Annotated in this window: 26 protein-coding genes and 3 tRNA genes; 8 read left to right on the forward strand and 21 right to left on the reverse strand. The window is 33.6% G+C overall.

The annotated features are described in order from the left end of the window. Positions 1 to 26: 26 nt before the first annotated feature. From KFZ70_RS14670 to KFZ70_RS14695, 6 genes are all read right to left on the reverse strand, one after another. Positions 27 to 884: an AraC family transcriptional regulator gene (locus KFZ70_RS14670; RefSeq protein ID WP_139698416.1), complete on the reverse strand. Its 858-nt coding sequence runs from the start codon at positions 882 to 884 to the stop codon at positions 27 to 29. Positions 885 to 1,029: 145 nt separating this feature from the next. Further along, complete coding sequence (locus KFZ70_RS14675; protein ID WP_139698417.1) at positions 1,030 to 2,517, reverse strand: sulfatase-like hydrolase/transferase; 1,488 nt, start codon at positions 2,515 to 2,517, stop codon at positions 1,030 to 1,032. 80 nt (positions 2,518 to 2,597) lie between these two features. After that, positions 2,598 to 2,951: a hypothetical protein gene (locus tag KFZ70_RS14680; protein WP_139698418.1), complete on the reverse strand. Its 354-nt coding sequence runs from the start codon at positions 2,949 to 2,951 to the stop codon at positions 2,598 to 2,600. 41 nt (positions 2,952 to 2,992) lie between these two features. Beyond that, on the reverse strand, positions 2,993 to 4,009 hold the full coding sequence (locus tag KFZ70_RS14685) for a family 16 glycosylhydrolase (RefSeq protein ID WP_139698419.1): 1,017 nt from the start codon (positions 4,007 to 4,009) through the stop codon (positions 2,993 to 2,995). A gap of 16 nt (positions 4,010 to 4,025) precedes the next feature. Beyond that, on the reverse strand, positions 4,026 to 5,018 hold the full coding sequence (locus KFZ70_RS14690; RefSeq protein ID WP_158293224.1) for a family 16 glycosylhydrolase: 993 nt from the start codon (positions 5,016 to 5,018) through the stop codon (positions 4,026 to 4,028). Positions 5,019 to 5,265: 247 nt separating this feature from the next. Beyond that, positions 5,266 to 5,688, reverse strand: a complete 423-nt coding sequence (locus KFZ70_RS14695; protein ID WP_139698421.1) for a secondary thiamine-phosphate synthase enzyme YjbQ — start codon at positions 5,686 to 5,688, stop codon at positions 5,266 to 5,268. Between the two features lie 108 nt (positions 5,689 to 5,796). Here KFZ70_RS14695 and KFZ70_RS14700 point away from each other — a divergent pair, with 108 nt between their 5' ends. Continuing rightward, on the forward strand, positions 5,797 to 6,276 hold the full coding sequence (locus tag KFZ70_RS14700; RefSeq protein WP_139698422.1) for a hypothetical protein: 480 nt from the start codon (positions 5,797 to 5,799) through the stop codon (positions 6,274 to 6,276). Between the two features lie 8 nt (positions 6,277 to 6,284). On the opposite strand, the gene KFZ70_RS14705 is transcribed toward KFZ70_RS14700, so the two are convergent. From KFZ70_RS14705 to tgt, 6 genes are all read right to left on the reverse strand, one after another. Beyond that, positions 6,285 to 7,541: an asparagine synthetase B gene (locus KFZ70_RS14705; RefSeq protein WP_199240693.1), complete on the reverse strand. Its 1,257-nt coding sequence runs from the start codon at positions 7,539 to 7,541 to the stop codon at positions 6,285 to 6,287. A 67-nt stretch (positions 7,542 to 7,608) separates the two neighbouring features. Then, complete coding sequence (dnaB, locus tag KFZ70_RS14710; RefSeq protein WP_139698423.1) at positions 7,609 to 9,147, reverse strand: replicative DNA helicase; 1,539 nt, start codon at positions 9,145 to 9,147, stop codon at positions 7,609 to 7,611. A 168-nt stretch (positions 9,148 to 9,315) separates the two neighbouring features. After that, positions 9,316 to 10,269, reverse strand: coding sequence for an acetyl-CoA carboxylase carboxyltransferase subunit alpha (locus tag KFZ70_RS14715; protein ID WP_139698424.1), 954 nt, complete (start codon positions 10,267 to 10,269; stop codon positions 9,316 to 9,318). A gap of 69 nt (positions 10,270 to 10,338) precedes the next feature. Next, complete coding sequence (locus tag KFZ70_RS14720) at positions 10,339 to 11,235, reverse strand: DMT family transporter (RefSeq protein WP_139698425.1); 897 nt, start codon at positions 11,233 to 11,235, stop codon at positions 10,339 to 10,341. After that, entirely contained in the window at positions 11,222 to 12,298 is a 1,077-nt protein-coding gene (locus KFZ70_RS14725) for an LptF/LptG family permease (RefSeq protein WP_139698426.1), read from the reverse strand. The genes KFZ70_RS14720 and KFZ70_RS14725 overlap by 14 nt, the downstream gene beginning before the upstream one ends. Before the next feature lie 5 nt (positions 12,299 to 12,303). Next, positions 12,304 to 13,434, reverse strand: coding sequence for a tRNA guanosine(34) transglycosylase Tgt (gene tgt / locus KFZ70_RS14730; RefSeq protein WP_139698427.1), 1,131 nt, complete (start codon positions 13,432 to 13,434; stop codon positions 12,304 to 12,306). 161 nt (positions 13,435 to 13,595) lie between these two features. On the opposite strand from tgt, the gene KFZ70_RS14735 reads away from it, so the two are divergent. Next, entirely contained in the window at positions 13,596 to 14,195 is a 600-nt protein-coding gene (locus KFZ70_RS14735) for an outer membrane beta-barrel protein (RefSeq protein WP_139698491.1), read from the forward strand. A gap of 39 nt (positions 14,196 to 14,234) precedes the next feature. On the opposite strand, the gene KFZ70_RS14740 is transcribed toward KFZ70_RS14735, so the two are convergent. Further along, entirely contained in the window at positions 14,235 to 15,176 is a 942-nt protein-coding gene (locus tag KFZ70_RS14740; protein WP_139698428.1) for an FKBP-type peptidyl-prolyl cis-trans isomerase, read from the reverse strand. A gap of 168 nt (positions 15,177 to 15,344) precedes the next feature. Here KFZ70_RS14740 and KFZ70_RS14745 point away from each other — a divergent pair, with 168 nt between their 5' ends. Both KFZ70_RS14745 and KFZ70_RS14750 read left to right on the forward strand, forming a co-directional pair. After that, positions 15,345 to 15,716 (forward strand): RNA-binding S4 domain-containing protein, encoded by a 372-nt coding sequence (locus KFZ70_RS14745; protein WP_139698429.1) that lies wholly within the window; start codon positions 15,345 to 15,347, stop codon positions 15,714 to 15,716. Between the two features lie 29 nt (positions 15,717 to 15,745). Next, positions 15,746 to 16,249: a phosphoribosyltransferase family protein gene (locus tag KFZ70_RS14750; protein WP_139698430.1), complete on the forward strand. Its 504-nt coding sequence runs from the start codon at positions 15,746 to 15,748 to the stop codon at positions 16,247 to 16,249. On the opposite strand, the gene KFZ70_RS14755 is transcribed toward KFZ70_RS14750, so the two are convergent. Next, positions 16,241 to 16,762 (reverse strand): shikimate kinase, encoded by a 522-nt coding sequence (locus KFZ70_RS14755; RefSeq protein ID WP_139698431.1) that lies wholly within the window; start codon positions 16,760 to 16,762, stop codon positions 16,241 to 16,243. The two genes, KFZ70_RS14750 and KFZ70_RS14755, sit on opposite strands and share 9 nt — an antisense overlap. 142 nt (positions 16,763 to 16,904) lie before the next feature. On the opposite strand from KFZ70_RS14755, the gene KFZ70_RS14760 reads away from it, so the two are divergent. Then, a tRNA-Lys gene (locus KFZ70_RS14760) sits at positions 16,905 to 16,980 on the forward strand. Positions 16,981 to 17,164: 184 nt separating this feature from the next. Continuing rightward, a tRNA-Lys gene (locus KFZ70_RS14765) sits at positions 17,165 to 17,240 on the forward strand. 29 nt (positions 17,241 to 17,269) lie between these two features. Here KFZ70_RS14765 and KFZ70_RS14770 read toward each other — a convergent pair. From KFZ70_RS14770 to bshB1, 3 genes are all read right to left on the reverse strand, one after another. Then, a complete protein-coding gene (locus KFZ70_RS14770) occupies positions 17,270 to 19,660 on the reverse strand; it encodes a hypothetical protein (RefSeq protein ID WP_158293225.1) in 2,391 nt (796 codons plus the stop codon). Positions 19,661 to 19,921: 261 nt separating this feature from the next. Further along, positions 19,922 to 19,997, reverse strand: a tRNA-His gene (locus KFZ70_RS14775). A gap of 113 nt (positions 19,998 to 20,110) precedes the next feature. Beyond that, positions 20,111 to 20,827, reverse strand: coding sequence for a bacillithiol biosynthesis deacetylase BshB1 (gene bshB1, locus KFZ70_RS14780; protein ID WP_139698433.1), 717 nt, complete (start codon positions 20,825 to 20,827; stop codon positions 20,111 to 20,113). Between the two features lie 297 nt (positions 20,828 to 21,124). On the opposite strand from bshB1, the gene KFZ70_RS14785 reads away from it, so the two are divergent. Next, positions 21,125 to 22,966 carry an SLC13 family permease gene (locus KFZ70_RS14785; protein WP_233244093.1) on the forward strand — a complete coding sequence of 614 codons (1,842 nt, stop codon included), beginning with the start codon at positions 21,125 to 21,127 and terminating at the stop codon, positions 22,964 to 22,966. A gap of 106 nt (positions 22,967 to 23,072) precedes the next feature. Here the strand turns inward: KFZ70_RS14785 and rlmF are convergent, their stop codons facing one another. After that, the gene (gene rlmF / locus KFZ70_RS14790) at positions 23,073 to 23,951 is read right to left on the reverse strand and encodes a 23S rRNA (adenine(1618)-N(6))-methyltransferase RlmF (protein WP_199240696.1); all 879 of its coding nucleotides are present in this window, start codon (positions 23,949 to 23,951) and stop codon (positions 23,073 to 23,075) included. 111 nt (positions 23,952 to 24,062) lie between these two features. Between rlmF and KFZ70_RS14795 the strand changes: the two genes are divergently transcribed. Next, entirely contained in the window at positions 24,063 to 24,719 is a 657-nt protein-coding gene (locus KFZ70_RS14795; protein WP_139698435.1) for an HAD family phosphatase, read from the forward strand. A gap of 43 nt (positions 24,720 to 24,762) precedes the next feature. Here the strand turns inward: KFZ70_RS14795 and KFZ70_RS14800 are convergent, their stop codons facing one another. The 3 genes from KFZ70_RS14800 to mscL are packed head-to-tail and all read right to left on the reverse strand — an operon-like array spanning position 24,763 to position 26,300. Further along, positions 24,763 to 25,647 carry a DUF2167 domain-containing protein gene (locus KFZ70_RS14800; RefSeq protein ID WP_139698436.1) on the reverse strand — a complete coding sequence of 295 codons (885 nt, stop codon included), beginning with the start codon at positions 25,645 to 25,647 and terminating at the stop codon, positions 24,763 to 24,765. A 40-nt stretch (positions 25,648 to 25,687) separates the two neighbouring features. After that, on the reverse strand, positions 25,688 to 25,849 hold the full coding sequence (locus KFZ70_RS14805) for a hypothetical protein (protein WP_199240694.1): 162 nt from the start codon (positions 25,847 to 25,849) through the stop codon (positions 25,688 to 25,690). Positions 25,850 to 25,853: 4 nt separating this feature from the next. Next, positions 25,854 to 26,300, reverse strand: a complete 447-nt coding sequence (gene mscL / locus KFZ70_RS14810) for a large conductance mechanosensitive channel protein MscL (protein WP_139698437.1) — start codon at positions 26,298 to 26,300, stop codon at positions 25,854 to 25,856. Positions 26,301 to 26,324 lie beyond the last annotated feature (24 nt).

Raw genomic sequence — 26,324 nt, forward strand, 5'->3', positions numbered from 1 at the left:
TTTTCTAATTGGAATTTAAAATACTCTTATATGGCCTCCCTAAACCCTTTAGGCGTAACTCCCATAATTTGCTTAAATTGCTTATTGAAATTGGTAATACTATTAAAGCCAACTATATAACAAACTTCTGAAACAGGGGAATTATCTTGAATCAATAATCTCGAAGCATTACGAATTCTAATTTCATTCAGAAACTGTGTAAAAGATTTATTTGTAGTCTTTTTAAAAAATCTACAAAACGAATTGGTGGTCATACAAGCCACATTTGCAATATCATCTAAACTGATGTTTGATGCATAATTATCTGAAATGTATTTTAACACAGTATCTATACGCTCAGAACTTTCGGTTGTAGATTGTCGCATGTCTGAAGACGAGAGTATTTTCTTTTCTTTTACTTTTGACAACTCATACAGAATATTTAACAACTTTAATTGTTGTTCTATAGGCGGTAATTCCGGCAACTTTATAATGTCACTATGAAGACGTTCTCCCGCATTTTCACCAAAACAGATACCAAACTTAGCTTCTTCTAAAAGATTGTTAATTTCAGCAAATTCAGGAACTTTAAATAAATCATTTCCTAGAAAGTCTTTAGTAAATTTAGTAACAATTGTTTTCACCTTTTGAACACTGCCTTCTTTGTAATACGAAGGATCGTTTCTCCATAAATGAGGTAAATAAGAACCTACTAATACTAAATCTCCTGGGTAGAATGGTTCTACACTATCTCCTACAAAACGAATACCATTACTTTGTGATATGTATAACAACTCAATTTCGGGATGATAATGCCAAGCCGCATCCAAACAAGGGACATCCCTTCTATGAATGTTTAACTTCTTAGTTATAGGGTTATCTGAATTTTTTAGTACTAGTTTCATTTAATCAAATATAACATTTTTTTATCGCGCGTAAAACTTAATGAGTGTAATTAACAAATCGTTACAAGCCAAATCATCACAGAATTTTATGAAAAAATCACCAATACAAGTACTGGTGATTTTATCTTAAATTGTAATATGGTAATTAGTTCAAACTAAAAGTTTTATCAAACTTAGGCATCCCATCAGCTTTCCACTCTTCTCCAGTTTTTACATCATGCCACCAAAGCGGTTGCACATGGAACCTGCTCCAAACTTCACCCTCACCTACTAGTTCTTTAACAACATCAGGATGCTTAGCACTTACATCTTTATTTTCACTAATATCGTTTTCAATGTTAAACAATTTCCATTTTTGATTATAGGCTTTAACCGCTTTCCATTCATTTCTTCTTACACTTACATCGCTAAAACCATTTCTATGCCTCATAATATAAATATTATCATCAGCATGTGCATTTTTTCCTGCTAAGAAATCTTCCCAAATATTTTTACCATCAAGTTGCTTTCCTTCTGGAACCTTAGCCCCAGCCAATCGCGTAAACGTTGGATAAAAATCTAAAGCCGAAACTAAATGGTTATATTTTTTTCCCGACGGAACAACGTTGGGCCAGTGAAAAAACATAGGTACTCTATGACCGCCTTCATAAACACTTCCTTTACCTTCTTTCAATGGAAAATTAGTTGCTCCTGCTGTAGTTTTACCGCCATTATCACTAAAAAATACAATAAGCGTATTATCTAGTTGATTTGTTTCTTGTAAGGCTTTAGTAATTCTTTCAATGCCACGGTCAACAGCATATACCATCGCTGCATAAGTTCTACGCTTTTCATCTTTTATATGACTGAATCTTTGCAAATCTTCTTCTTTTGCTTCTAATGGTGTATGTGGTGCATTATATGAAAGGTATAAAAAAAATGGCTCTTCTTTTTTTGAAGCCTCTGTAACAAAACGAACCGCTTCTCTTGAAAAAGCGTCTGTTAAATATTCTGTTTCATGTAACTTTTTACCATTGTGTTCTAAAGGAGATAAATAATCCCAAATTACTTTGTTGCCTTGTTTTTCTTGCTTGGCATACGCCTCACGGTATGCCTCTGGAAAATACTTATGCCCCCCTCCTAAAAAGCCATAAAAGTCATCAAAGCCTCTTTCATTTGGATGAAATTCAGGCGTAGCTCCTAAATGCCACTTCCCAATTAAACCTGTGTAATAATCTGATTCATCAAGCACTTTACTAATAAAAGTTTCTTTAGTAGAAATTCCTTGAGCTATAGTTTCACTATTAGGAGGTAAATTAAATTGAGCGCCTATTTTATGAGCATACAACCCTGTCATTAACCCCGCTCTACTCGGACCACAAAAAGGATGCGATACGTAAGCCGAAGTAAGTATAGTACCGTTATGAGCCAATTTATCTAAGGCCGGTGTAGTAATATCTTTTGATCCGTTAAAACCAACATCTGAATACCCTAAATCATCACAAAGCACCATTAAAATATTTGGTCTTTCTGGCGTAACGATTTTTTGAACTTCAGCTTGTTGAGACGTACTATTGTTTTTTGTTGAATGACAGCTAATCAAAGTAAACACAGCAAGACCAGATAACAGTTTTGAATATAATGAAGAATACATAGTTTCTTATTTAGTAGTCGTTTTAAATTAATCTAAAAATTCTCATGCATTGAACATACATGAGAATTTTGATTTTTGTTCTATTTTTTATTCATTTTTTCTCGCATCTCGTCTAGCCAAGGCTTCATTTCTTTATAAGGTTTTCCTGTAATTTTTGCTAACTCCGTATGAAATGTTTCACTAGCCTCTTTGTTCTTAGCTCTCATTTCTTCCTTTGTAATATCACCAGCTTTCATAGCCTTATTAGAGTCCATATAAGCGGTTACCATATCAAGTCTAACATCATAAAGTTTTTCTTTTTGACTATCATCTAAACCATATTCTTTTGCTGCAGCATCAACAAATATTTGGTTTTGTTGTTTATGCCATTTACTTTGCCCGTAACTTGAAGCAAAAGCTACTATCAATAATAATGTAAATACAATTTTCTTCATAATTCTCAATTTTTAAATTTAACTTAATTTATGTCTATTAATTATTTTTTCTGCCAAACTCTCACATATTCTATTTCATAATCAACCACTCCTGCTTCTTTTTTTTCATCTGGACTTTTTGCCATAAGTTCTTCCTTTGATTTTGGTACATCATGCCAGGGAAATGTTTCTTGGTCTAGCCATAAACTAATCGGTCTGTCGGCCACATACCCATTATAATCTTCTGGAAGATTTAAATTTTTCCTATTTTCTTTTGCCCATGCTGTAACTTGTTCTGCTGTAACTTCAGAGAACAACTTACCGTCCACAAAATATTTCATACCGTCTTCATTCCACTCAATACCATAAACATGGAAATCATCCGCTACTCTAAAACCAAGATCTTTTCTTTCCGTATAAGTGGGTTTTCCTGTTACTGGTTTGCTCCAATCTCTAATAGACCACCATAACTCACTATCTAAATGTGATTTCTTTTCATTACCAGTACCGCCGTATAATTCAAAAAAATCAATTTCTAGTTGTTCTCCCATGGCCCAAAAAGCACTTGAAACAGGAGCATCTGCTGCTTTACTTTTTATTTCTATATACCCGTATTTGAATTCTTTACGACCAATAAAACATGCTGTAGTAATATTTTCATATGGCATGGCTTCACCAAAAACAGGTTTTCTAATTTCATCGCTAAATGGAAAATTGGGTTCCCATCGTGTTTCAAGAATAAGTTTACCATCTACTAACCGGTAATTTCTTCCTGAAAATTGGGATGGCGCTCTACCTTTCCAAACTTTTTTATTAGGTTTATCTGGATGCTTATAAAATGGTTTTCCATCTTCAAACTTTCCTACAATATACCATCTATCTTCATCAATGGTTTCTGCATCAAACTCATCACTTACTGCAGTGTTCAGCACCCAATTACCTGTATTATTTGGATCAGAAAAAGGGACTACCTTAATGTTATTTACAGTTGCCTGACTACCTTTGCACCCTAGTGAGAGTGCTCCAATACCGCTCACCACAATAACCCCTAAAACTATTTTATTTACTAATTTTCTCATATTCTTATTTAGCATATTAATTTTCACTTTGTTGCCATACTCTTAAATACTCTATTTGATATTCTGCTGGCAAATCTTCTTCAGTTGGAATACCTAACCAAGGAAATGTTTCAGAATCAAACCAAATCCAATAAGGCACATCGGTAACCCATCGGTCAGGATCTGCACCATTATTGGTTAAAACCGATTTTAAAATAGTTCCTTCTGGGTGCAATTCACCATCAACATAAATTTTTATGTATTCAGCAGTCCATTCATAACCATACACATGAAAATCATCAGCTGTATTATGGTCTACCTGAATGTTTCGAGTATGTACAGGCCCTCTGCCATCGGGTAAATAATAGTAGTTTTTAGGATCCCAACTAATAATATTAAATTTCAATCTTTTTCTCCAAGTACCACTAGTTTTGTGTCCTCCAAACATTTCAAACATGTCTAATTCTGAGGAACGTGTGCCCGTTGTCCAAAACGAACTGGTTACAGGTGCCTTGGCAGACTTACACTTTATTTCCATGTAGCCATACTGAAACTGATTTTTACTAATCACAGCGGCTGTAGTGATGTTTTCATATTTATAAACCGTACCCCCAACTGTTTGGGTTTTATCACTAAAATTAAAGTCAGGCTCCCATTTTGAGACAATTTTCAATTTTCCAGATTCAACAACAGCATTGTTTATAGAAAATTGAGACGGGGCTCTACCTATGAAATTTGATTTGTAAATCCCATCTTTTCCTTGAATGTGCCACTTTGACTCATCTAATGTACCATCTTCAAACTCATCACTCATATCTTGGTTTAACACCCAATTCCCTGAGTTTGATTGATCAGATAACGGATAGTCTGGATTGGGTTCAGAGTTTCCACCTTCATTTCCATTATCAGGATTCTCTGTTTCAGGATTTTCAGTTTCAACAATCTCTTGAGGTGTATCAGAACTTGAACAAGATGCCATTGTTAACGCAAGAACTACAAGCACACTATACAGGCAATATTTAATCTTCATTTCAACTTTTTTTTTGACAATTTTAAACATGTAGGCTCTTCCTTATTAACAAGAACACCTCACGTACACAAAAGAAGAACAAAAGATTTAAGGATAAATGATAAAATTTACCCTCTTATAACATGATTTTACCAGTTTACAGGATTCTATGTTATTATACTATCAAATACGTAACAATAAGCCTATTATATTACTTACTAACATGAACTATTATCGCTCAAACACATTTGATGGTTTTACACTATTTTTACTTACCAAAAACCGTAATCACCAAGCTTCTTGACCCTCCAAAATCACGATGCTCACATAAATAAACCCCTTGCCAAATGCCAAGATTTGGTTTCCCGTTGGTAATTGGTATTTGTACCGATGCCCCAAGTAATGAAGCTTTAATATGTGCTGGCATATCATCAGATCCTTCATAAGTATGTTCGTAATATGATGCATTTTCAGGAACCATCATATTAAAATGGCTTTCAAAATCGGTTCTTACCGTATAATCCACATTCTCATTAATAGTTAAACTTGCCGAGGTATGCTTAATAAAAACTTGTAACTGCCCTATTTTAATTGTTTTAATTTCAGGAATAGCACTTAAAACTTCATTTGTTATGAGATGAAACCCTCTGGGGTAAGATTTTAATTTTATTTCGTTCTGAAAAAATAGCATTACTCTATATTTTTGTTGCTAGCTAATTTATCAATTATATTAAAAATACCTTCTTCCCTTATTTCAAATATTTACTATATTCACCTCATAAAATAAAATTGACATTTCATGAAAACCTATCTTGAAAACATAAAGACAAAATATTTTACTATAGTAATTATGTTTCTATTTTTCAGCAATTGTACTAATACAACGCCATTAGAGGGAGAAACGCAAAAACCAACTATTACACAATGGCACTTGGTAAATGTGTCTGGAGGTATTTCTGGGGTAAATATTGATTTTGAATTGGGAACTATTATTTGGATATTTGATATTAACCCAAATAACTATACAGATTTGCTATATGTTGAAAATAACAATGAAGATGACACGATTGAGGACGGTTTAGACCATGGGCCTTATCCTACATCAACAACCATAGCTGGAGACAAAATTTTCCTATTTGTTGATTCAGAAGAATATGGGGAGTTTATTTATTCTAACGACGATAAATTGGTTATCAATCAAAACAATAGAAGTAATGGAGAACAGGGTTCTGATGGATATATATATACCTTTGAACGCATGGTTGTTCCATTAGAATAGTAAAGAAATCAGGTTTTCTGTTTTTTCTTTCGAGCTGCAGGAAACAAGACATTGTTAAGTATTAATCTATAACCTGGCGATGTAGGATGCAAATCTAATTCTGTTTTAGCATCACCCACTCTGTGTTGATAGTCTTCTGGGTCATGCCCACCGTAAAATGTAAAGAATCCTTTTCCTTTAATACCGTGAATATACTTGGCTTCACCGTTAAACTTTGTTTCTCCTAAAATTAATACATTCGATTTTATTTCATCTCTGGTAAACGAAGTTGTTTGACCCATAAACCCTTTTACAAGTGCTGTATGATTTTGGCAGAGCATGGTGGGTATAGGATCCCATTTTGCAGAAAACTCCATTAACGAAAAATAATCAATAGTTTTTGAAACCATCCGTTTATTCGTCATATCAATAGACGAAAATTCATATATTTTAGGATTTCTTTCCAATAAAAAATCAGTAAAAGCAAATGTTTTACTGTAATCAATTTTATTTTGATACCCAGGATCACTGCCATCTCCATCAAACATAGGTTCGCAAATATCAACCCCCTCAGCAGCTAAGGCAATATCAAAACTATCTGTAGCACTACACATAGCAAACATAAAACCTCCACCAATAACATAATCTCTAATTTTTAAAGCCACCGCCAACTTTTCTTGTGATACTTTATCATAACCCAATGAATGTGCTAAAATTTCGGCATCTTTCTTTTCTTGAATATACCAAGCACTGGCTCTATATTGTGCATAAAACTTACCATATTGGCCTGTAAAATCTTCATGATGTAAATGCAACCAATCAAAAGCGAGCAACCCGTCATTTAAAACTTCTTGGTCATAAACAGTTTCATAAGGAATTTCGGCATATTGAAGCACCATGGTCACAGCATCGTCCCATGGTTGTTTGCTCTTAGGTGTATACACGGCAATCTTGGGCGCTTTCTCAAGAACTACTGCTTCCATATTTTTACTCGGGCTGCCTATTTCTTGAAGAATAGCTTCAGCTTTTGACGCCGAGACAACTTCAAATGACACCCCTCGTATCTGGCATTCTTTCTGAATAAAATCTGTATCTGGTAATAAAAATGAACCACCTCTGTAATTAAGCAACCATTTTATTTTCAGTTCTTTTTTTAGTGTCCAAAAAGCAATACCATATGCCTTTAAATGATTTTTTTGACTATCAATATCCATAGGAATTAACACATAAGATGCAAAAGCCTGAGAGGATATAAAAAGTAACAGAATGAATAGGGCTTTCTTCATAATTGTGAATGATACTCAAAAATTAAAATCTGATTCCTTTTTAATAATTAAATTATGGTTTAAGTCTTTAAAAAGGAACTTCGTTATCATCATCATTGAATGCACTTCCAAAAGCTTGATCTGGACTTGCCTTAAAATTATCTGCATTAAAAGAATCTTCTTGAACTGCACTATTCATCTTAGAATGAAATTCAAAAGGCGAATCAAAATCATCTAAATTATCAAACTTACCAAGATGTCCTAAGAATTTTAAACGGATATTCTCCAAACCACCATTACGATGTTTTGCCACAATAAATTCTGCTTGTCCTTCAGTTGGTGAACGCTCTTCATCATCCCATTCATCAATCTTATAATATTCTGGCCTGTAAATAAAAGATACAATATCTGCATCTTGCTCAATAGCACCAGATTCACGTAAATCAGATAATAACGGTCTTTTACTGCCTCCACGGGTTTCAACGGCACGAGACAATTGTGATAATGCAATGACTGGAACCATCAACTCCTTTGCCAAAGCTTTTAAATTTCTAGAAATCATAGAAATTTCTTGTTCACGATTTCCTCCATGACTAGTACCTCCTGTCATTAACTGCAAATAATCAATCATAATCATTTTAATGCCATGTTGAGATGCTAGACGCCTAGCCTTTGCTCTTAAATCGAAAATAGAAAGAGATGGTGTATCGTCAATAAATAATGGTGCTCTTTCTAAATCTTTTACTTTAACATTAAGTTGTTCCCATTCATGTTTTTCAAGTTTACCTGTACGAAGTTTTTCTGAAGACAAGCCTGTTTCGCTAGAAATTAAACGTGTTATCAATTGCACAGATGCCATCTCTAACGAGAAGAAGGCAACGGGAATGTTTTGATCTACAGCAATATTTCGTGCCATCGATAAGGTTAAAGCTGTTTTACCCATACCAGGACGTGCTGCAACAATAATTAAATCTGAAGGTTGCCAACCTGAGGTAAGTTTATCTAATTTATGAAATCCTGTTGGAATACCACTAAGTCCTTCTTTATTTGAAATTTCTTCAATTTTCTTCTTTGCTTGAATTACTAATTCTTGAGCAGTTTCACTAGACTTTTTAATATTACCTTGGGTAACTTCGTATAATTTAGACTCAGCGTTGTCTAGTAAATCAAAAACATCTTTCGTTTCATCATACGCATCCTCTATAATTTCACTAGAAATTTTGATTAAACTTCTTTGAATATATTTTTGCAAAATGATACGCGCATGAAACTCAATATGAGCTGATGACGATACTTTTTGAGTTAAGGAAATCAGATAAAAATCACCACCTGACACGTCTAATTTTCCATTCTTCTTTAACTGGGTAGAAACGGTTAATAAGTCAATAGGCTCACTATTTTCAAACAATTGAAAAATAGCTTCAAAAATATGTTGATGCGCTTCTTTGTAAAAAGCCTCGGCGCTTAAAATATCAATAACTTCATCAACACCTTTTTTATCAATCATCATAGCCCCAAGAACAACCTCTTCTAAATCAAGGGCTTGAGGCGGTATTTTACCTTTTTCTAGGCTAATCAGGGTACTTTTATCTACTCTGTATCCTGCTACTTGGTTAGGTTGTTTCATAACTACGAATGTAATTAAAAAGAAAGGGTTTTAGCTATTAAAAGTAGTTATCATTGTCAACTACTAATTAACAATTTAACTGTTAATAAGTTATAAAAATTGTGAATAAGTACAAAAAAAACTGAAACAAGTTGTTTCAGTTTTTTTACATACTAGTGTCTTAAAGACTTAGCCTTTAAATACACCCATATTTGCATATTTATCCATACGTTGAGAAACCAAATCTTCTGGTGATAAGTTTTTTAATTCTGCATATGATTTTTCAATAGCATCGCTTACCGCTTTAAAGGTCTTTTGTCTATCACGGTGCGCACCTCCAAGAGGCTCTTTAATAATACCATCAACAAGTTTTAATCGTTTCATATCAGAAGCTGTTAATTTTAAAGCTTCGGCCGCTTGTTCTTTGTATTCCCAACTACGCCATAAAATAGATGAGCATGATTCAGGTGAAATCACTGAATACCATGTATTCTCTAGCATCAATACCTTATCACCTACGCCAATACCTAAGGCACCACCAGAGGCTCCTTCCCCAATAACTACGGTTACAACCGGTACTTTTAGTCTGGTCATTTCTAAAATATTTCTGGCAATAGCTTCACCTTGTCCGCGTTCTTCTGCCTCTAAACCTGGGTAAGCACCTGGTGTATCTAAGAGTGTTACAACAGGAATACCAAACTTTTCAGCCGATTTCATTAATCGCAACGCCTTCCTATATCCTTCAGGATTTGCCATTCCAAAGTTTCTATATTGTCTAGTTTTAGTATTATAGCCTTTTTGCTGACCAATAAACATAAAACTTTGGTCTCCTATTTTACCTAAACCGCCAATCATGGCTTTATCATCTTTAAAGCTTCGGTCACCATGTAATTCTAGAAAAGAATCACCACAAATTGCTTTAATATAATCTAAAGTATATGGTCTATCAGGATGACGTGATAACTGAACGCGTTGCCACGGACTTAAATTTTTATAAATGTCTTTTTGAGTTTCCTTTAGCTTGGTTTCAATTTTACTACAAGTTTCAGAAACATCTACATCACTTTCTTTACCAATTATTTTACACTTCTGTAATTGGTCTTCAAGCTCTTTTATTGGGAGTTCAAATTCTAAATATTCCATTGAAATTTAGTGTTGCTATTTAAATCTTGGTTAGTATGCAAATATAAAAACTTTAATTATGTAAACAGGTTAAGAATTCTTTCTTTTTAATTTTCTTCGATTTTTCAATACGGCATTTAATACAACAACGCCAATAATAATCAAGGCTCCATAATAAAATGTATGGGTCATGCGTTCTTTTTCGGGAAACAAAATTACAGCCATAATGATACCATAAACAGGCTCTAAATTGTACGATAATACCACGGTATACGGACTAATTACTTTCATAACATACACAGAAGCAATAAAAGCATATGCTGTACATACCGATGCCAAAATAAACAGGTACTTTAAATCTGAAAAGGAAATATGGAAGAATGTTTCTGAAAAACCTCCACTACAGCACAAGATATAGATAGAAATAAAGCCAACACCACTTAAAAATTCATAAAAAGAAATAACTGTAGCTGTATGCTGCCTTAAAAACCGACCATTTAAAACCGCAAACAACGAGGAAAAGAAAGCAGACGAAACCCCTAATATAATGCCCTTTAAATATTTTATTTCACTTTGCGTAATTACAAAAACGCCCAAAACCACAAATAGACCAAATAGAATCTCATACCAAATGATTTTTCGTTTGTAAATAATGGGCTCTATTAGTGAGGCAAAAAAAGCGCCAGTAGAGAACATAGCTAAAGTAATGGAAATATTAGATGCTTTTATGGCTCCAAAAAAAGTAATCCAGTGCAAAGCTATAATAACACCTGCAATAGAGAGCCTTATTACAGATGCTAACGTTATCTTGATATTAATCTTAGCTAATTTAATATAGACGAACATTAATATAGATGCCATGAGCATTCTGTACCAAACTAAATTTACCGCATTTATTGATATTAATTCTCCCAGTATGGCCGTAAAACCAGCTATAAAAACTAATACGTGGAGGTGTAAATAATTTTTAAACTTAACGTTTGGCATTATACAAAAGATAAGCAGCTAAAATTCCGAAAATAACATTGGGAAACCATACGGCAACAAGCGGTGAGAAATCAGATTGCTCTGCCATAACACCAAATACTTTATCAAAAAAAACAAAAACCATGGCTATACAAATACCAACAGCCAGATTTACACCCATACCACCTCTTCGTTTCATTGAGGACACTGCTACGGCTATAATAGTAAGTATAAATACAGATACTGGCAGACTCCATTTTCTGTAAAGCACAAGTTTAAACCTTCCTACGTTTGAGGAGCCACGTTCTTCTTCTTTGGCAATAAATTCTTTTAAATCGCCATACATTTTGGTCTCAGCTGCATAAATAACAGGAATTAAATCATCTACTTCAAAATCAAAAACAGTATCTTTTTCTTTAATTATTTCAAGGGTATCTTCATTCTCCCCAATATCTCTTTTAAAATAATTAGTTAATTTATATGTGCTATCGGCTTCAATATATTTGATGTTTGATGCTGAAATTTTATAAGCCAGTTTATTATTTTCAAAATGTTCTAGTGTAAAATTATACCCCGTATTGTTTTTTACACTAAAGTTACTCACATAAATGATATCATTGTCATTAATCTGCCTAAATACGTTACTTGTTTCTACTGCAACTTTTCCTTTCTTAAAGTATTTATAACTAAAATCATTAAACCCTTCACTGGCCTTTGGCGCAAGAAATAATCCTAAAATAATCGCCAAAACAGCCACTATAAAAGAACCTATCATATAGGGTCTTAAAAACCGACTAAACGACACACCTGAACTTAGAAAAGCAATAACTTCTGTATTATTTGCCAACTTAGACGTAAACCAAATTACTGATAAAAAAAGAAATAATGGAAATAATAAATGAGCAAAGTAAATAGTGAAATCTAATAAATAAAGAAGCACTTCATTTAAAGGCACCTCATTCTCGAGTATTTTTCCAATTTTTTCAGCAAGATGTACGGTGATCCCAATAGGGATAAACAACAATAACATCATAAAAAATGTAAACAAATAGCGTTTGAGTATGTACCAGTCTAAGATTTTCATATTTACTATAAACGATTATCCATCTGTTTAACCATTTTTTTTTTCCACATTCTAAAATCACCAGCTAATATATGTTTTCTTGCTTCACGAACCAACCATAAATAAAATCCTAAATTATGGATAGTAGCTATTTGTTTACCTAACAACTCATTAACAGTAAATAAATGTCTTAAATACGCCTTTGAATATTCGGTATCAACATAAGTAATGCCCATCTCGTCAATGGGTGAAAAATCGGCCTCCCATTTTTTATTCTTTATATTTATGGTACCATGAGCCGTAAATAACATACCGTTTCTGGCATTACGTGTTGGCATAACACAATCAAACATATCAACACCTAATCCAATATTTTCCAAAATGTTAATAGGTGTGCCAACTCCCATTAAATATCTTGGTTTATCTTCGGGTAAAATAGAACAAACCACATCGGTCATGGCATACATTTCTTCAGCTGGTTCACCAACCGATAAACCTCCTATAGCATTTCCTACCGCTCCAGAATTAGCAATATATTCTGCAGATTGCTGACGCAAATCCTTATAAGTACTTCCTTGAACAATTGGAAAAAAAGCCTGACTATAACCATACTTTACTGGTATTTTTTCCAGATGATTTATGCATCTATCTAACCACCTATGGGTCATATGCATAGAGCGTTTTGCATAATTATAGTCACACGGATACGGGGTACATTCATCAAATGCCATAATTATATCAGCTCCAATGGTACGTTGAATTTCCATTACATTTTCAGGTGTGAACACATGATAACTCCCATCAATATGCGACTTAAATTTTACACCTTCTTCTTTTATTTTTCTATTAGCCGATAACGAGTAAACTTGATAGCCCCCAGAATCTGTTAAGATATTTCTATCCCAATTCATAAATTTATGCAAACCGCCAGCTTTTTCTAAAATATCTGTTGAAGGTCTTAAATAAAGATGATAGGTGTTTCCTAGAATAATATCCGGATTAATTTCTTCTTTCAGTTCTCTTTGATGCACGCCCTTTACCGTAGCCAATGTACCTACAGGCATAAAAATTGGGGTTTCAATTACACCATGATCTGTAGTTATTTTTCCAGCTCTGGCTTTACTTTGGGTATCTTGTGACTTTAATTCAAATTTCATTCCTACCATTTAAGTGGACAAAGATAAATAACTCAAATAGGATAATGATACCCTCTTTAGAAAATAATAACGCTTTGGCAACGTTTTTGATTATATATTGAAAACCTCAAAAAATTCTGAACATTATGAAACACGAAAAAACAGTTTACAATCGTCAAAACATGCAGAGACATTCCGTAAAACTATTATTTAGCTTTCTTTTACTTACAGCTTTTCCTAGTTTTTTAATAGCTCAAGAAGCCCAAGGGTTTGGCTTAAAAGGTGGTTTAAATTATAATGCTAATGGAAATTATTTTGAATCTATTGAAAGTAGCGCCGAAAAGCCTAGCGCCAACGCAGGATTCCATTTGGGTATATTTGGAAAAGTAGGTTCTAAAGTTTTTTTAAAACCTGAATTAGTATATACCAGCACCAAGAGTAGATATGATAGTGGTACGCTTAAGCTTCAAAAACTTGATGCTCCCGTACTTGTTGGTATAGATGTTATAGGCCCTTTAAGTGTTTTTGGCGGACCATCCTTTCAATATATTGTTGACTCTGATTTTAATGGTATCACCTTAGGAGATATAGAAAATGATTTTACAGTTGGACTCAATTTTGGGATTGGTTTTAACCTTAATAAAGTAGGTATAGATTTAAGATATGAACGCGGATTTAACGAAAATGAAGCTACTTTTATAAACAATAACATTATAAACACCAAAAGCCGCATTGATACTAGGCCCAATCAATTAATTTTGAGTTTATCGCTTATTTTATAAACTTTAAAAAAAGCCTCCACATCGGGAGGCTTTTATATTTTAGTTAAGATTAGACTCTGTTTCTTCTGGATCTAAATACTTAGGAATTCCATTTTTACCAATGTCGTTTGTAGGATCTCCATCCCCTTTTCCATCAGGTCCATCAAGATCTTCATTTATTGTATTTACACCATCACCGTCATCATCAGGATCGAAAAAATCAGGTATACGATCACCATCTGTATCATCATTTGTAAGTTCGCCATCACCATCAATATCTTCTTTATAAGACGGCACATTATCTTCATCATGATCATTTTCAGACATCTGATACAAATCAAACTTGAAAATAATAGGAGAATACGCTGGAATCCCGGCTGTTCCACTTGAAAAATAGGCCAATCCAGAAGGTATAAACATAACACCTACCCCATGGTTTAAAAAGTCAACCGTTCCATCCTCATTTTCTACAAAATCTTCTGCCGTTCTAAACTCAGGTACTACTTTTCTCCATCCAGGTATTAATGAGGTTAAATCAAAAGTTACTGGTGTAGCAGCACTATCAAAAACCTTATTATCTAAAGTAAACCCTTCATAATTCACCACCACATTATCAGCAAAAGTTGGTGATGGTGCCTCTGGGTTTACATTCGTATTTAAGTCTAAATAATAAACTTCATATTTGGTTTCCGCAAAAGTCACCAGCTTCATCAATGTATCATTTACTAACAATCTGCTTCCTTCAGGAACACTCTCTCCCTCTTCTAATTTAGTAATAATAAGGTCTGAAATACTAGGATTGGGATTAGGGTTAGTCCCATCAAAATCACTGGCATTATAATAATGGGTCTCTAAATAGTCTATTAACAACTGTTTATCCTCCTCTTGCTGTTCTGTTCTATCTCGTTCTGGAATTACAGGAATATCATTATCATCTTTTTTACATGATACAACACATAGGTTAAAACACAAGAAAACTAAACTTAATATCTTGAACTTCATTCTTTTCAATATTTATTTTTGCCTAAAATTTATTGCTATTTTAGCCTGCAAATTTTGAATTTAGATTTATAGGCAGGAATCTATATTATTCCTTATTTTTGAGGTCGCAAGATACAATATAATTGTAAAGTTGTGCAACAAGATTAACTAAGTTTTATTAATAATTACATGCGGGTAGACAAGTACTTATGGTGCGTTAGATATTATAAAACCAGAACACAAGCAACTGCGGCTTGCAAAAAAGGACAAGTACGTGTAAATGAAGATGTTGCAAAACCTAGCAGAGAAGTTTATGCTACAGACGTTATTGAACTACGCAAAGACCAAATTAGGTATAAACTTAAGATTAATGACTTACCGCCTAATCGTGTAGGAGCCAAACTGGTAGATATTTATAGAACCGATCAAACCCCTAAAGAAGCCTTTGAAGCCAAAGAATTATTAAAATATTCTAAAGACTATTACAGAAAAAAAGGTACCGGACGACCTACAAAAAAAGATAGACGAGATATTGATGATTTTACGAATGAAAATGAGTAATTTTATCTTTTAATTTTACAACGAACACTATGGATGTTGAAAATAACGTCATACTAAATCACCAGCAGATTAATCATAAAATAAGACGTATTGCCTTTCAGATATATGAAAGTAATGTGGACGAAAAGGAAGTTATATTGGCAGGAATTAGTACCAATGGCTATATGTTAGCTAAAAAATTAAAGCAGGTGCTTCAAAAGATTTCAGATATAACGCCTATTCTTTGTGAGGTTCATGTTGATAAAAAACAACCTTGGACAGAAATTACAACGTCTTTATCCTCTGAAGCGTATCAAAACAAATCATTAGTTCTCGTTGATGACGTTTTAAATTCTGGGACTACCCTCATTTATGGTGTAAGACATTTTTTGGATGTACCTTTAAAACAATTCAAAACAGCCGTACTAGTAAATAGAAATCATAAAAAATATCCAGTAAAAGCTGATTTCAAAGGAATATCGCTATCAACTTCTTTACATGAACACGTTAATGTCATCTTAGACGGAAAAATATTTGAGGCCGTATTAGAATAGCTCTAATAGAATGTCTTCAATAATATCATCTTTTTCCTTTCCATCAATTGAGACATGAATTTCGGCTTGATTGTAAAACGATATACGCTCAAAAAGATGCTTACCTATAAACTCGGTCATCTCTTCTAAAGTTTTGATATGAGCAATTAAAGGACGTTTTGCTTTTTTTCTTAAAAGCTTTTCTGCAAGCGTTGGAATTGTGGCTTTTAAATAAATGCTTTTTACATGAGGGGCTTCTAAAATAGTATTCATATTGTTGCTATAACAAGGCGTTCCTCCTCCCACTGACAAAATGATATCTTCTTTAGATTTTAAAACCTCTTTTAAATAATAAGCTTCCTGCTTTCTAAAATATACTTCACCTTTAGTTTTAAAAACATTGGTAACAGACATATCTTCTTTTTCTTCAATTAAATCATCTAAATCAATAAAATTGTAATTTAATTTATCTTTTAGTTTTTTTCCAATTGATGTCTTTCCTGAGGCCATATAGCCTATTAATACAATGATCATTATTACCTTACAAATTGATTATTAAAAACATAGATTAAAGCGGTGCAAAAAAACAAAAATTTCTTCAAAAAAAGCATTGTTTTATTAATTAAAGATTATATATTTGCACCCGCTAACCGCACTAGGATAGTGAAAAAATATTGACCTGGTAGCTCAGTTGGTAGAGCATCTCCCTTTTAAGGAGAGGGTCCTGGGTTCGAGCCCCAGCCCGGTCACCAAAAGCCTGAAACTCTAGTTTCGGGCTTTTTTATTCTACAAACAACCCAAACAAAACACTAATTATCAACACGTTAACCTCAACTTTTAAAATGGGTTAAAATTTCGATTATCAAAGCCTTGTTTTATTGATTAAAGGTTTTATATTTGCACCCGCTAACCGCAATAGGATAGCGAAAAAATATTGACCTGGTAGCTCAGTTGGTAGAGCATCTCCCTTTTAAGGAGAGGGTCCTGGGTTCGAGCCCCAGCCCGGTCACCAAAAGCCTAAAACGTTAGTTTTGGGCTTTTTTATTTTGATTTAGTTTTTAATTTAACATACCCAATTATAAGCTCTCCCGATGTAGTTTTACCTAGCAATTTTCCTGCAAAATTAGCGTTCGTAATACCATTTCCTTGTCCATTAAATTCAATTATTAAGTCGTTACCTTGTTTTCTCACTTTTTTTACAGAAGCTCCTTTTCCAAAATCTACAACTTCTGGTGCTCCAAATTTTAAGGAGGCTAAATTTATATCATTTTGAGCATCAAATCCGTCTTCAGAAATTACAAGAATTTTTATGGTCTTTGTAGTATTCGTTATCAAGTCTTTATTTAATAATTTTAATCGCTTATGTTTAGTTAAGGGTACTATTATATTCTTTGAATTATGGTTGTCTCTCGCCAAATCATCAGCCTTTGGAACATCAATAACTGCCAGTGATAAATGGGTTGCTCTACCAAATTCATCTTGAAGTATATGAGGTCTTTCTAATTTATACCAATATGTTTTTGTACCGTCTTCATACATTGTGCTATTAGCAGTGTAGGCCGTACCTGGATTAAATTTCCAATTTACTCCATCTGGAGATCTTAAATAAATAGCCCTATAATCCCAAAACGCATTTATAATCATATGAAATTGCACATCATCCTTCCACAAAACAGGATCTTCATAATTTGAATTTCTATATTTCTCGGGTATTATTATATTGCCTTGTATTGGCTTGGTAATAACTTTATAAGGCCCCAATGGGTTGCTTCCCTTACTCTTCATAATGGCTCCTCCTTTGGTTACAAATAAAAAAGTATCATCTAACAATTGCACTCCAGACAAGTTTCTATAAAAGCGATAAAAAAGTTCTGGTTTTTCAGGAGCCCCCTCAGTATCTACTTCCATAATACCTAAATGTTTCCATGGTCCGTTCATAGTGTTTGATTTAAACAAATGTGCTTCCCAATCGATTAAAGAATACAGCAAATAAGACCCATCATTTAAAAGAACAATATCTGGATTATGACCAAAACCGTCAGCAAATTGATAAGCGATACTATCTTTAACTTTGTATGGACCAGTAGGTTCGTTAGACTCGACATGGGCAACTGTTGAGTTTGGCCACTCCCAATGTCCTTTTGTAGCATTTGCTGGCCATCTGGTAACACACATATGGTATTTGCCGTCTTTATCTTTAACAGGTCTTCCTCCCCAATAGCTCCAGTTTGGATCTTCAATACCATTGTCTATATCTCTTGGTACAACACCTGGTGCTCCCCAAGTATTAGCGCTCAACTTTTTAAATATGGGCATGGGTTTAATTAAATCACTAAATGAAGCGCCTTTTACCATTTTCACTTTGGCTTTACTTAATTTAGAAGCCTCACTTCTATTTCCGCTGTAATCATGTGCATAAATCCAATATGTATTTTCAACACCTTTGGATGGTGTAAAATCTAAATAACTCGTTGCATTCAAATGATAGGCAATGGGTTCCTTATTTTGTCCATGTGCATCACCTCGATATACCGAATAATAGGAGACATCTTTACTGAGACTTTTATCCCAAGAAACTTTTACTTCTGCATCAAAACTTTCAGTAGCTACATTTAATGGAGGGAGCGGTTGACTACCATCTTTAAGCCTAATTGTCAATTTATTAGAACCAACAGACTCTTCTTTATTAAGCCGCGTTACCACATAAGTATATTCTACTCCTGGTATAAAACTACTATCAATAAGCGAGTTATTGGGTGTTTCTCCAATTACATGGTAGACCATATTTCCTTTTAAACTGGCCTGGCCTCTATAAACTTTAAATATAGAACTACTATCTGCATTAACATCAGTCCAACTTAAAGCAATAGTTTCCTGCTTTTGTTTTCCGTTAAGTTTTGGCCCCGCAAACTCTGGTGCTTGAACCGCTATATTGACATAGTTTAAATAAACCTTTATATCTTTTTGAGAATAAAACCTTACTCTAACAAAAGGAAGTCCTTGTGAGGCATCCTGATTATTAATCCTATAAATACCTTGAAAATGTTCTGTGATCTTATCTGATCCTTTTAATTTTACTTTTTTTGCCAATACCCGCTCATAATCACCAAAAACTAAACTTAATGATAACGTACCTTCACTAATATATTCTAAATCGGCACCAAAGCTCCAATTAATAATATCACCAACTTTTGGCTCTTGATATTTTGGATTAGAATTTAAAACCTTAGATTCCGCAATGGACTCTTCACACATTGAAAACAAGCTACCTTGATGAAGCCCAATAGCTTTTTCATCTTCTCCTTTGATGATGGAAGTTTTCCAATATGGCGATTGCTCTGCTCGTCTCCAATATCCCCAAACCATTGAAAAATCACCGTCATAAACATTATCAAAAGGTGCGTTATCTCCTAACAATACTATTTGAGCCATTGATAGTGAATGTATAAAACATATAAAAAGTATACCTAAGAGGTTTTTAACTGCCATATTTTACGTTTAGTTTAATTAGTCTAGTTTAAACTTAACCTCCTACATGAATAGTCATGCATGATTAAGCATTTATATTTTTCCCGAAAATAATGTTTATAAAGAAAATAGACAATTATGAACTTGCACTAAGTTTCCATAAAACAAGGAGAGTCTAAAAACAAAAAAAGCCCTTCAATAAAAATTGAAAGGCTTGGTATTTTTGGGTGGAAGATCGGTCTCGAACCGACGACCTCCTGAACCACAATCAGGCGCTCTAACCAACTGAGCTACAACCACCATTTTGGCATTTTTGCAATGCGTGTGCAAATGTAAACGATTTCAACGTTATCTACAAAGACTTTTTTCAATATTTTATTTAAAAAAGTAAATTTAAAATTCTAGTGTTCATAACTACTTCAAATCAAATAAACTATCAACAGCCACATAACGTTCAGCCGAAAAACCTTCAGCATATTCCACACCTATTAATCTACCCAAATCTCTAGCTCGATAGATAACACTATCGGTAAAATTTTTACTTGAAATTGGGGTTTCAGGTTCCTTACTATTGGCATCGTAAAACTGTGTTTTATAAGCCAGGACGGCCTTCATTTTAATATCCATAAATCCAGAAACATCAACCACAAAATCGGGCTCTATATTCTTCCATTGCATATAATGATATACTTGTTTTGGCCGCCAAGATTGCTGTAATTTATCTTCTAAATAGGTTTCTATTTTTATTAATCCGCTTAAGAAACAAGCATCACTAGCTAGCCTACTTCCTTTAGGGTGATCAATATGCCTGTCATCAATAGCATTACACAATACAATGTCTGGTTGGTATTTTCTTAAAACTTTTATAACTTCTAATTGATGCGATTTATCATTAATAAAAAACCCATCAGCAAAGCCTAAATTTTCTCTAACACATACACCCAATATATCAGCTGCTTCCTTAGCTTCTTTTTTTCTGGTTTCGGCAGTACCTCTAGTACCTAACTCTCCCTGTGTTAAATCTAAAATACCTACTTTTTTTCCCTTGGTCACTTCTTTGGCTATTATGGCCGCACAGCCTAATTCAACATCATCAGGATGAGCCCCTATTGCCAGAATATCTAATTTCATATTTCTACAATTTCGTATGTTTTTTTAATAAAATTTAGATGAATTACGTTAATTACAAAAATCTAAATCATAAAAATGTGTGCTTTTTTATGAATATCTAAATAAGCAAAATTACTATCACGTTTTCGCTTATGTCATTTATAAATAAAATTGTAAAAATATCACAATTATTAAAAAATGAGCGCTTCGCAAAAATAATGACTAATATCATAATAATTGGAGATTATCGCATGTAGTTTTACACCGTAAACAATCAAGCACTCTTAGGGAGTGTATTAGCTAAAAGAATTATATATTATGATCTATTTAATGCTCACTATTTTAGTCATTACAATTGGGCTTTTTATTTGGGGAAAATTCACCCCAGATATTGTTGCACTCATGTCTATGCTAGCCCTATTCTTAACAGGTATTTTAACTCCTACAGAAACCTTAAGTGGTTTTAGCAACCCCACAGTTATTATGATTGCTGCCTTATTTATTGTAGGAGAGGGCATTGCCCAAACTGGCTGGACCGCTATGGCTGGTAAAAAGTTTGTAGAATGGGCAGGCAAAAGTGTCCCTAAACTTCTGGTTATTGTATCACTTGGAGCTGGTGTTTTATCTGGATTTGTAAGTAATACAGGTACTGTTGCAACCTTGATGCCTTTAACCATATCATCTGCATGGAGCATAGGTACTTTGCCTTCAAAAATGCTTATGCCGGTGGCCTTTGGATCTAATACTGGTGGACTTTTAACCTTAACAGGAACACCACCAAATATTATTGCTAGTAATGCTTTGGTTGAAGCTGGATTTGAGGGCTTTTCATTCTTTGAATTCTCATTAATTGGTGTGCCTTTATTAATTGTTGCCCTACTCTATTTTAGATATGTTGGTTACAAACTATTACCTAGTAACAGAACAAATAATAAACCTGTAAATATTGAATCTACACTTCACAATTGGATTGGAGCTTATAAAGTTGATGACGGGTATTACCGCCTAAGAATAAGAAGTCTTTCACCGCTTATCAATACAAAACTTGAAGATTGGCATTTTGAAAGAGATTATGATGTTATCATCATTCGATTAAAAAGAAGACATCCAAATATTCTAAAAGGTATTCCAGCTTATGAAGAGTTTCCTAGCATGGGAACAGAGTTACGCTATCACGATATCATAACTGTAAAAGGTGAAACTGAAGCAATTAATAAATTGATGATTAAATTCAGATTGGGGCTGCTACCGTTAGAACCCATTACAGATGAACTTAAAAACAATCTCATTAACCAAGAGGTAGGAATGACAGAAGTTATTGTAAACCCTAATTCTATCTTGGTAGGGAGAAAATATAAACTTGGAGACTATTTCCGTAGATTTGGAATCCAGTTACTTGCTGCTTCAAGAAATAATACCCCTTTACAAGACAAAGAAATTACAGTTAAAGCTGGGGATGCATTTCTATTAAGAGGTACCTGGGAAAACATTGATGACCTGAAAAAACAACATGAAAACCTTGTAATAATAGGTAGTCCTGAGGGGATGGCTAAAAATGTAGACAGCTTGAATTCAAAGTCTTATATTGCAATGGGCGCCTTATTACTTATGATTTTGCTCATGGTATTCAAGATTGTACCAGGTTCAATTGCCGCATTAATTTCAGCAGGTGTTGTTTTGCTTACTGGTTGTGTGCCTATTTCAAAAGCATATAAAGGTATTAGCTGGACAAGTGTTGTTATGATTGCCGCTATGATTCCTATGGGTGTGGCTCTACAAAAAACAGGAACGGCGCAATTAATTGCCAACACACTAGTTGAGCACCTAGGTGCTATTCACCCTGTTTTATTACTTGGAGGCGTATTTTTATTAACCACGACCTTTAGTCAGGTTATTAGTAATTCTGCAACAGCTGTTTTGATGGCACCAATTGCTATTTTGGCTGCCGAATCATTAAACCTCTCTCCTGCTCCATTCATGATTGTTGTTGCTATTAGTGCTTCAACAGCATTTTTAACACCAATTGGTACCACAACAAATGCTATGGTGATGACAGCTGGTGGCTATAAATTTATGGATTACTTAAAAGTTGGTGCACCACTACTATTTGTATTCTTCTTAATTTCATTACTCATTGTACCACTTATATGGCCATTTTAACAGTAATTTATCATAAATAAAGAAAATCATTTATATATACTTAGCAGAAATTCAATCTGAAAAAGGGACTCTTTAATGGGTTCCTTTTTCTTTAAGTATAAACCCTTTAGTTAAACGTCCAAGCCACAAATCTAGACACCTTATTCCCTTGCCCCATATTTATAACGTTTACTTCTGTTGCTCCTAATTTTTTTAGTGATACCCTAATACCTCTCACCAAGTCTTTTTTAGACACTAAAGTAGTAAACCATTTAAACTGCTTAGAATGCAGCATACTCTCAAACAAATAGTTATGTATAAAAGCTTTTTCTCCTCCCTTATACCACAATTCATTATGTTTCCCTGAAAAATTTCTAGTGAATTCTTCTGAATTTTTTCCTAAACCTTTTAGTTTTCTTTGCGTGGCCTCTAAAGCTTCTTGTTCAGATTTATAAAATGGCGGATTACACATAGATGAAGTAAATAACTCATTTGTATTTACAATATGTTTTAAAATACAATCAACTTCGGGTTGATGTCTCAACTCAATAGTATCCTTCAAATGATTTTTAGCAACAATACGTTGTGCCCATTTCAATGACATGTTGTCCACATCTGTAGCTACAAAAGTCCATTGATATTCCGCTTGACCTAGCAACGGATAAATACAACTTGCTCCAGTACCAACATCTAAAACCCTTATACCTTTTGTTATGCCTTTTGTTTTTAAAAAATCGGCTAAATGATGGATATAATCAGCTCTTCCTGGAATTGGCGGACACAAATTATCATCAGGAAAATCCCAATACCTAATATTATAATCTTTAAATAATAAAGCGGTATTAAGAGCCTTCACAGCTTTAGGATTTGAAAAATCAATACTCAAATTTCCATAAGCATTCTCAAAAACAAATGGTTTTAATGGCAGATATTCACTACTTAAAGCCTTTAAATTATATCCGTTTTTATGCTTATTGTTTCTATGGAGATTTATATGTTGTTTGATAACAGCCTAATGTATTTTTAAAATTATCATTTGTAAAAGTACAAAATTACTATTCATAATACCGATTGGGTAGTTGCCTTGAAATCTATATCTTCGCAAAAAAAATATAAAATGCTAAAGGCTGTTATTTTTGATATGGATGGGGTAATTATTGATAGTGAACCCATGCATAATAAAGCTTACCACGATATGTTTGATGAGGTTGGCATTGAAGTATCTCCAGAACTTTATGAGTCTTTTACAGGGCAATCAACTATAAATATATGTAAGCGACTTTGCGATCATTTTAATTTAGAAGAAAACCCTGAAACATTAGTAGAGATCAAGCGTAAGCATTACAAACATTTTTTTGATCATAATTCGGATTTGGGGTTAATTGATGGTGTTTTAGATTTAATAAAAGATTATCACAATAACGGACTTACATTAGTCTTAGCCTCATCGGCCGCGATGATTAGTATTAATCAAATTTTTGATCGGTTTGATTTAAATCAATATTTTGTTGCAAAACTTAGTGGTGGTGATTTAAAGGACTCAAAACCTCATCCTGAAATTTTTATCAAAGCTGCAGAAGCCTCTGGTTTTTCACAAAATGAATGCATGGTTATTGAAGACTCTACAAATGGCATTGAAGCTGCAAAAGGGGCGGGTATTTACTGTGTGGGATATGACAGTTTTCATTCTAAAAATCAAGATTACAGCAAAGCTGATTTAGTTATAAAAGATTTTAATGAAATACGCTATCAAAATCTAGTAAACATATTATAAATAAAAAAGAGTCGCTTAAAAAACGACTCTTTTTTATTTAGGTTCAGCTCTTTTTTCCAAAAAGTTTCTTTCTAAAACCGCTGAATAAAGCAACAGCTCCAATGGCTATAAATTTCCAAAACTTTAAGAGCAATGCAAAAAAGCCCGCTTTTGCTAAAATTTTTCCAGCTATTAACCCTCCTATTCCATAGGCTGCCACTTGGTCAATATCAGGATTGAAATCAGAATACCTATTTCCCGGAGAAAACTCGACACTTTGAATAATTTCATCTCTATCCTGATTAAAAGTCTCAAGCATATTAATATCTCCAATGGCATTAAGATTTAAATAGCCTTTACGCCCAAGCACTCTAATATTATAATTTAGTGTATTCACCTCTGCATCTTCAAACTTCAATTCTTTAGCCCAATGTAATTTTTTGTTTTCTTGATCGTAATATGGTGCAGATGCCCACCTTATTAACTCCATAGTAGGGTAACCTTGCTCGATACGCTGTGGATTAGCCGAAATGATATCGGCCTGCATCTCTTCAAGTAAATCATCATAGTCAAGATCTTCAGCATCTTCATCATCAATATAGCCTTCCTCTGCATATTCAATCTCTACGGCATAAGTAAAAGCATCATGCATAGGTGTCATATTATCAGGGAATAAAAGACCTAAGGTTTCTCCTGGCGGATTTCCCCATAAATCTGTTAACACATACTTGCTCTGTTTGCTATCTAAGAACTTAAACCCTTTTGGAACATTTATTGTTGCTAGCCCATCCTTCAGCTCTACGGTTCCTGTTTGATACGTAAACGAATTATTGATACTATCTATAATTTTTTGATACTGGTTAGTATCAAAACTAATGGAGTCTAAGTCATTTTGAGCATAAGTTTGCGTTGCAAAAAACAACACCAAAGTAATAATAAGTCGGTTCATAGTTTTAGGTTTAGTAGGTTATAAAACCTAAAAATACCCTTTATTTTGAATTAGATGAATTTTCTTTCGACTTTTTAATAATATTTCTAAGCCTTTCTTTTCTGGAATGCACTTCATCGCGCTTTTTATTTTTCTTCTGCGCTACTAGTCTGGCATGTTTAGCCTTATTCTTTGTGTTCTTTTCTTTGCCCGTTTTAGCCATTATTTCATGTGTTATTTGACTTTAATAGTTGATTTTGCTCCTCCATTAAATCATTAAGCTTAGTAAGTAATTCTATGTCTTTAGGTGTAGCCACGGTTTTATTTTTGGGATCTTGCGCCTTATTTCTTAAGCGATTCATAAACTTAACCACTATAAAAACCGTAAATCCTATAATTAAAAAATCTAAAAATGCTTCAGCTAATGCGCCATAGCCAATAGCCACCTCATCGGTAAGTACAGTACCACTACCATCTTTTACTACTTCTTTTAATATGATTTTTCTATCTTGAAAGTTAACGCCATCCGTTAACAACGATAAAGGAGGTAAAAACACTTTTTTCACCAATACATCAATAACCTTGTTAAAGGAAGCACCTATAATAATTCCTATGGCCATATCCATCATATTTCCTTTTACTGCAAACTCTTTAAATTCTTTGATTAACTTCATACATCTTGTTTTTAACTGTAAAGA

The sequence above is a fragment of the Allotamlana fucoidanivorans genome (assembly GCF_045788535.1).
Taxonomy (GTDB): Bacteria; Bacteroidota; Bacteroidia; order Flavobacteriales; family Flavobacteriaceae; genus Allotamlana; species Allotamlana fucoidanivorans.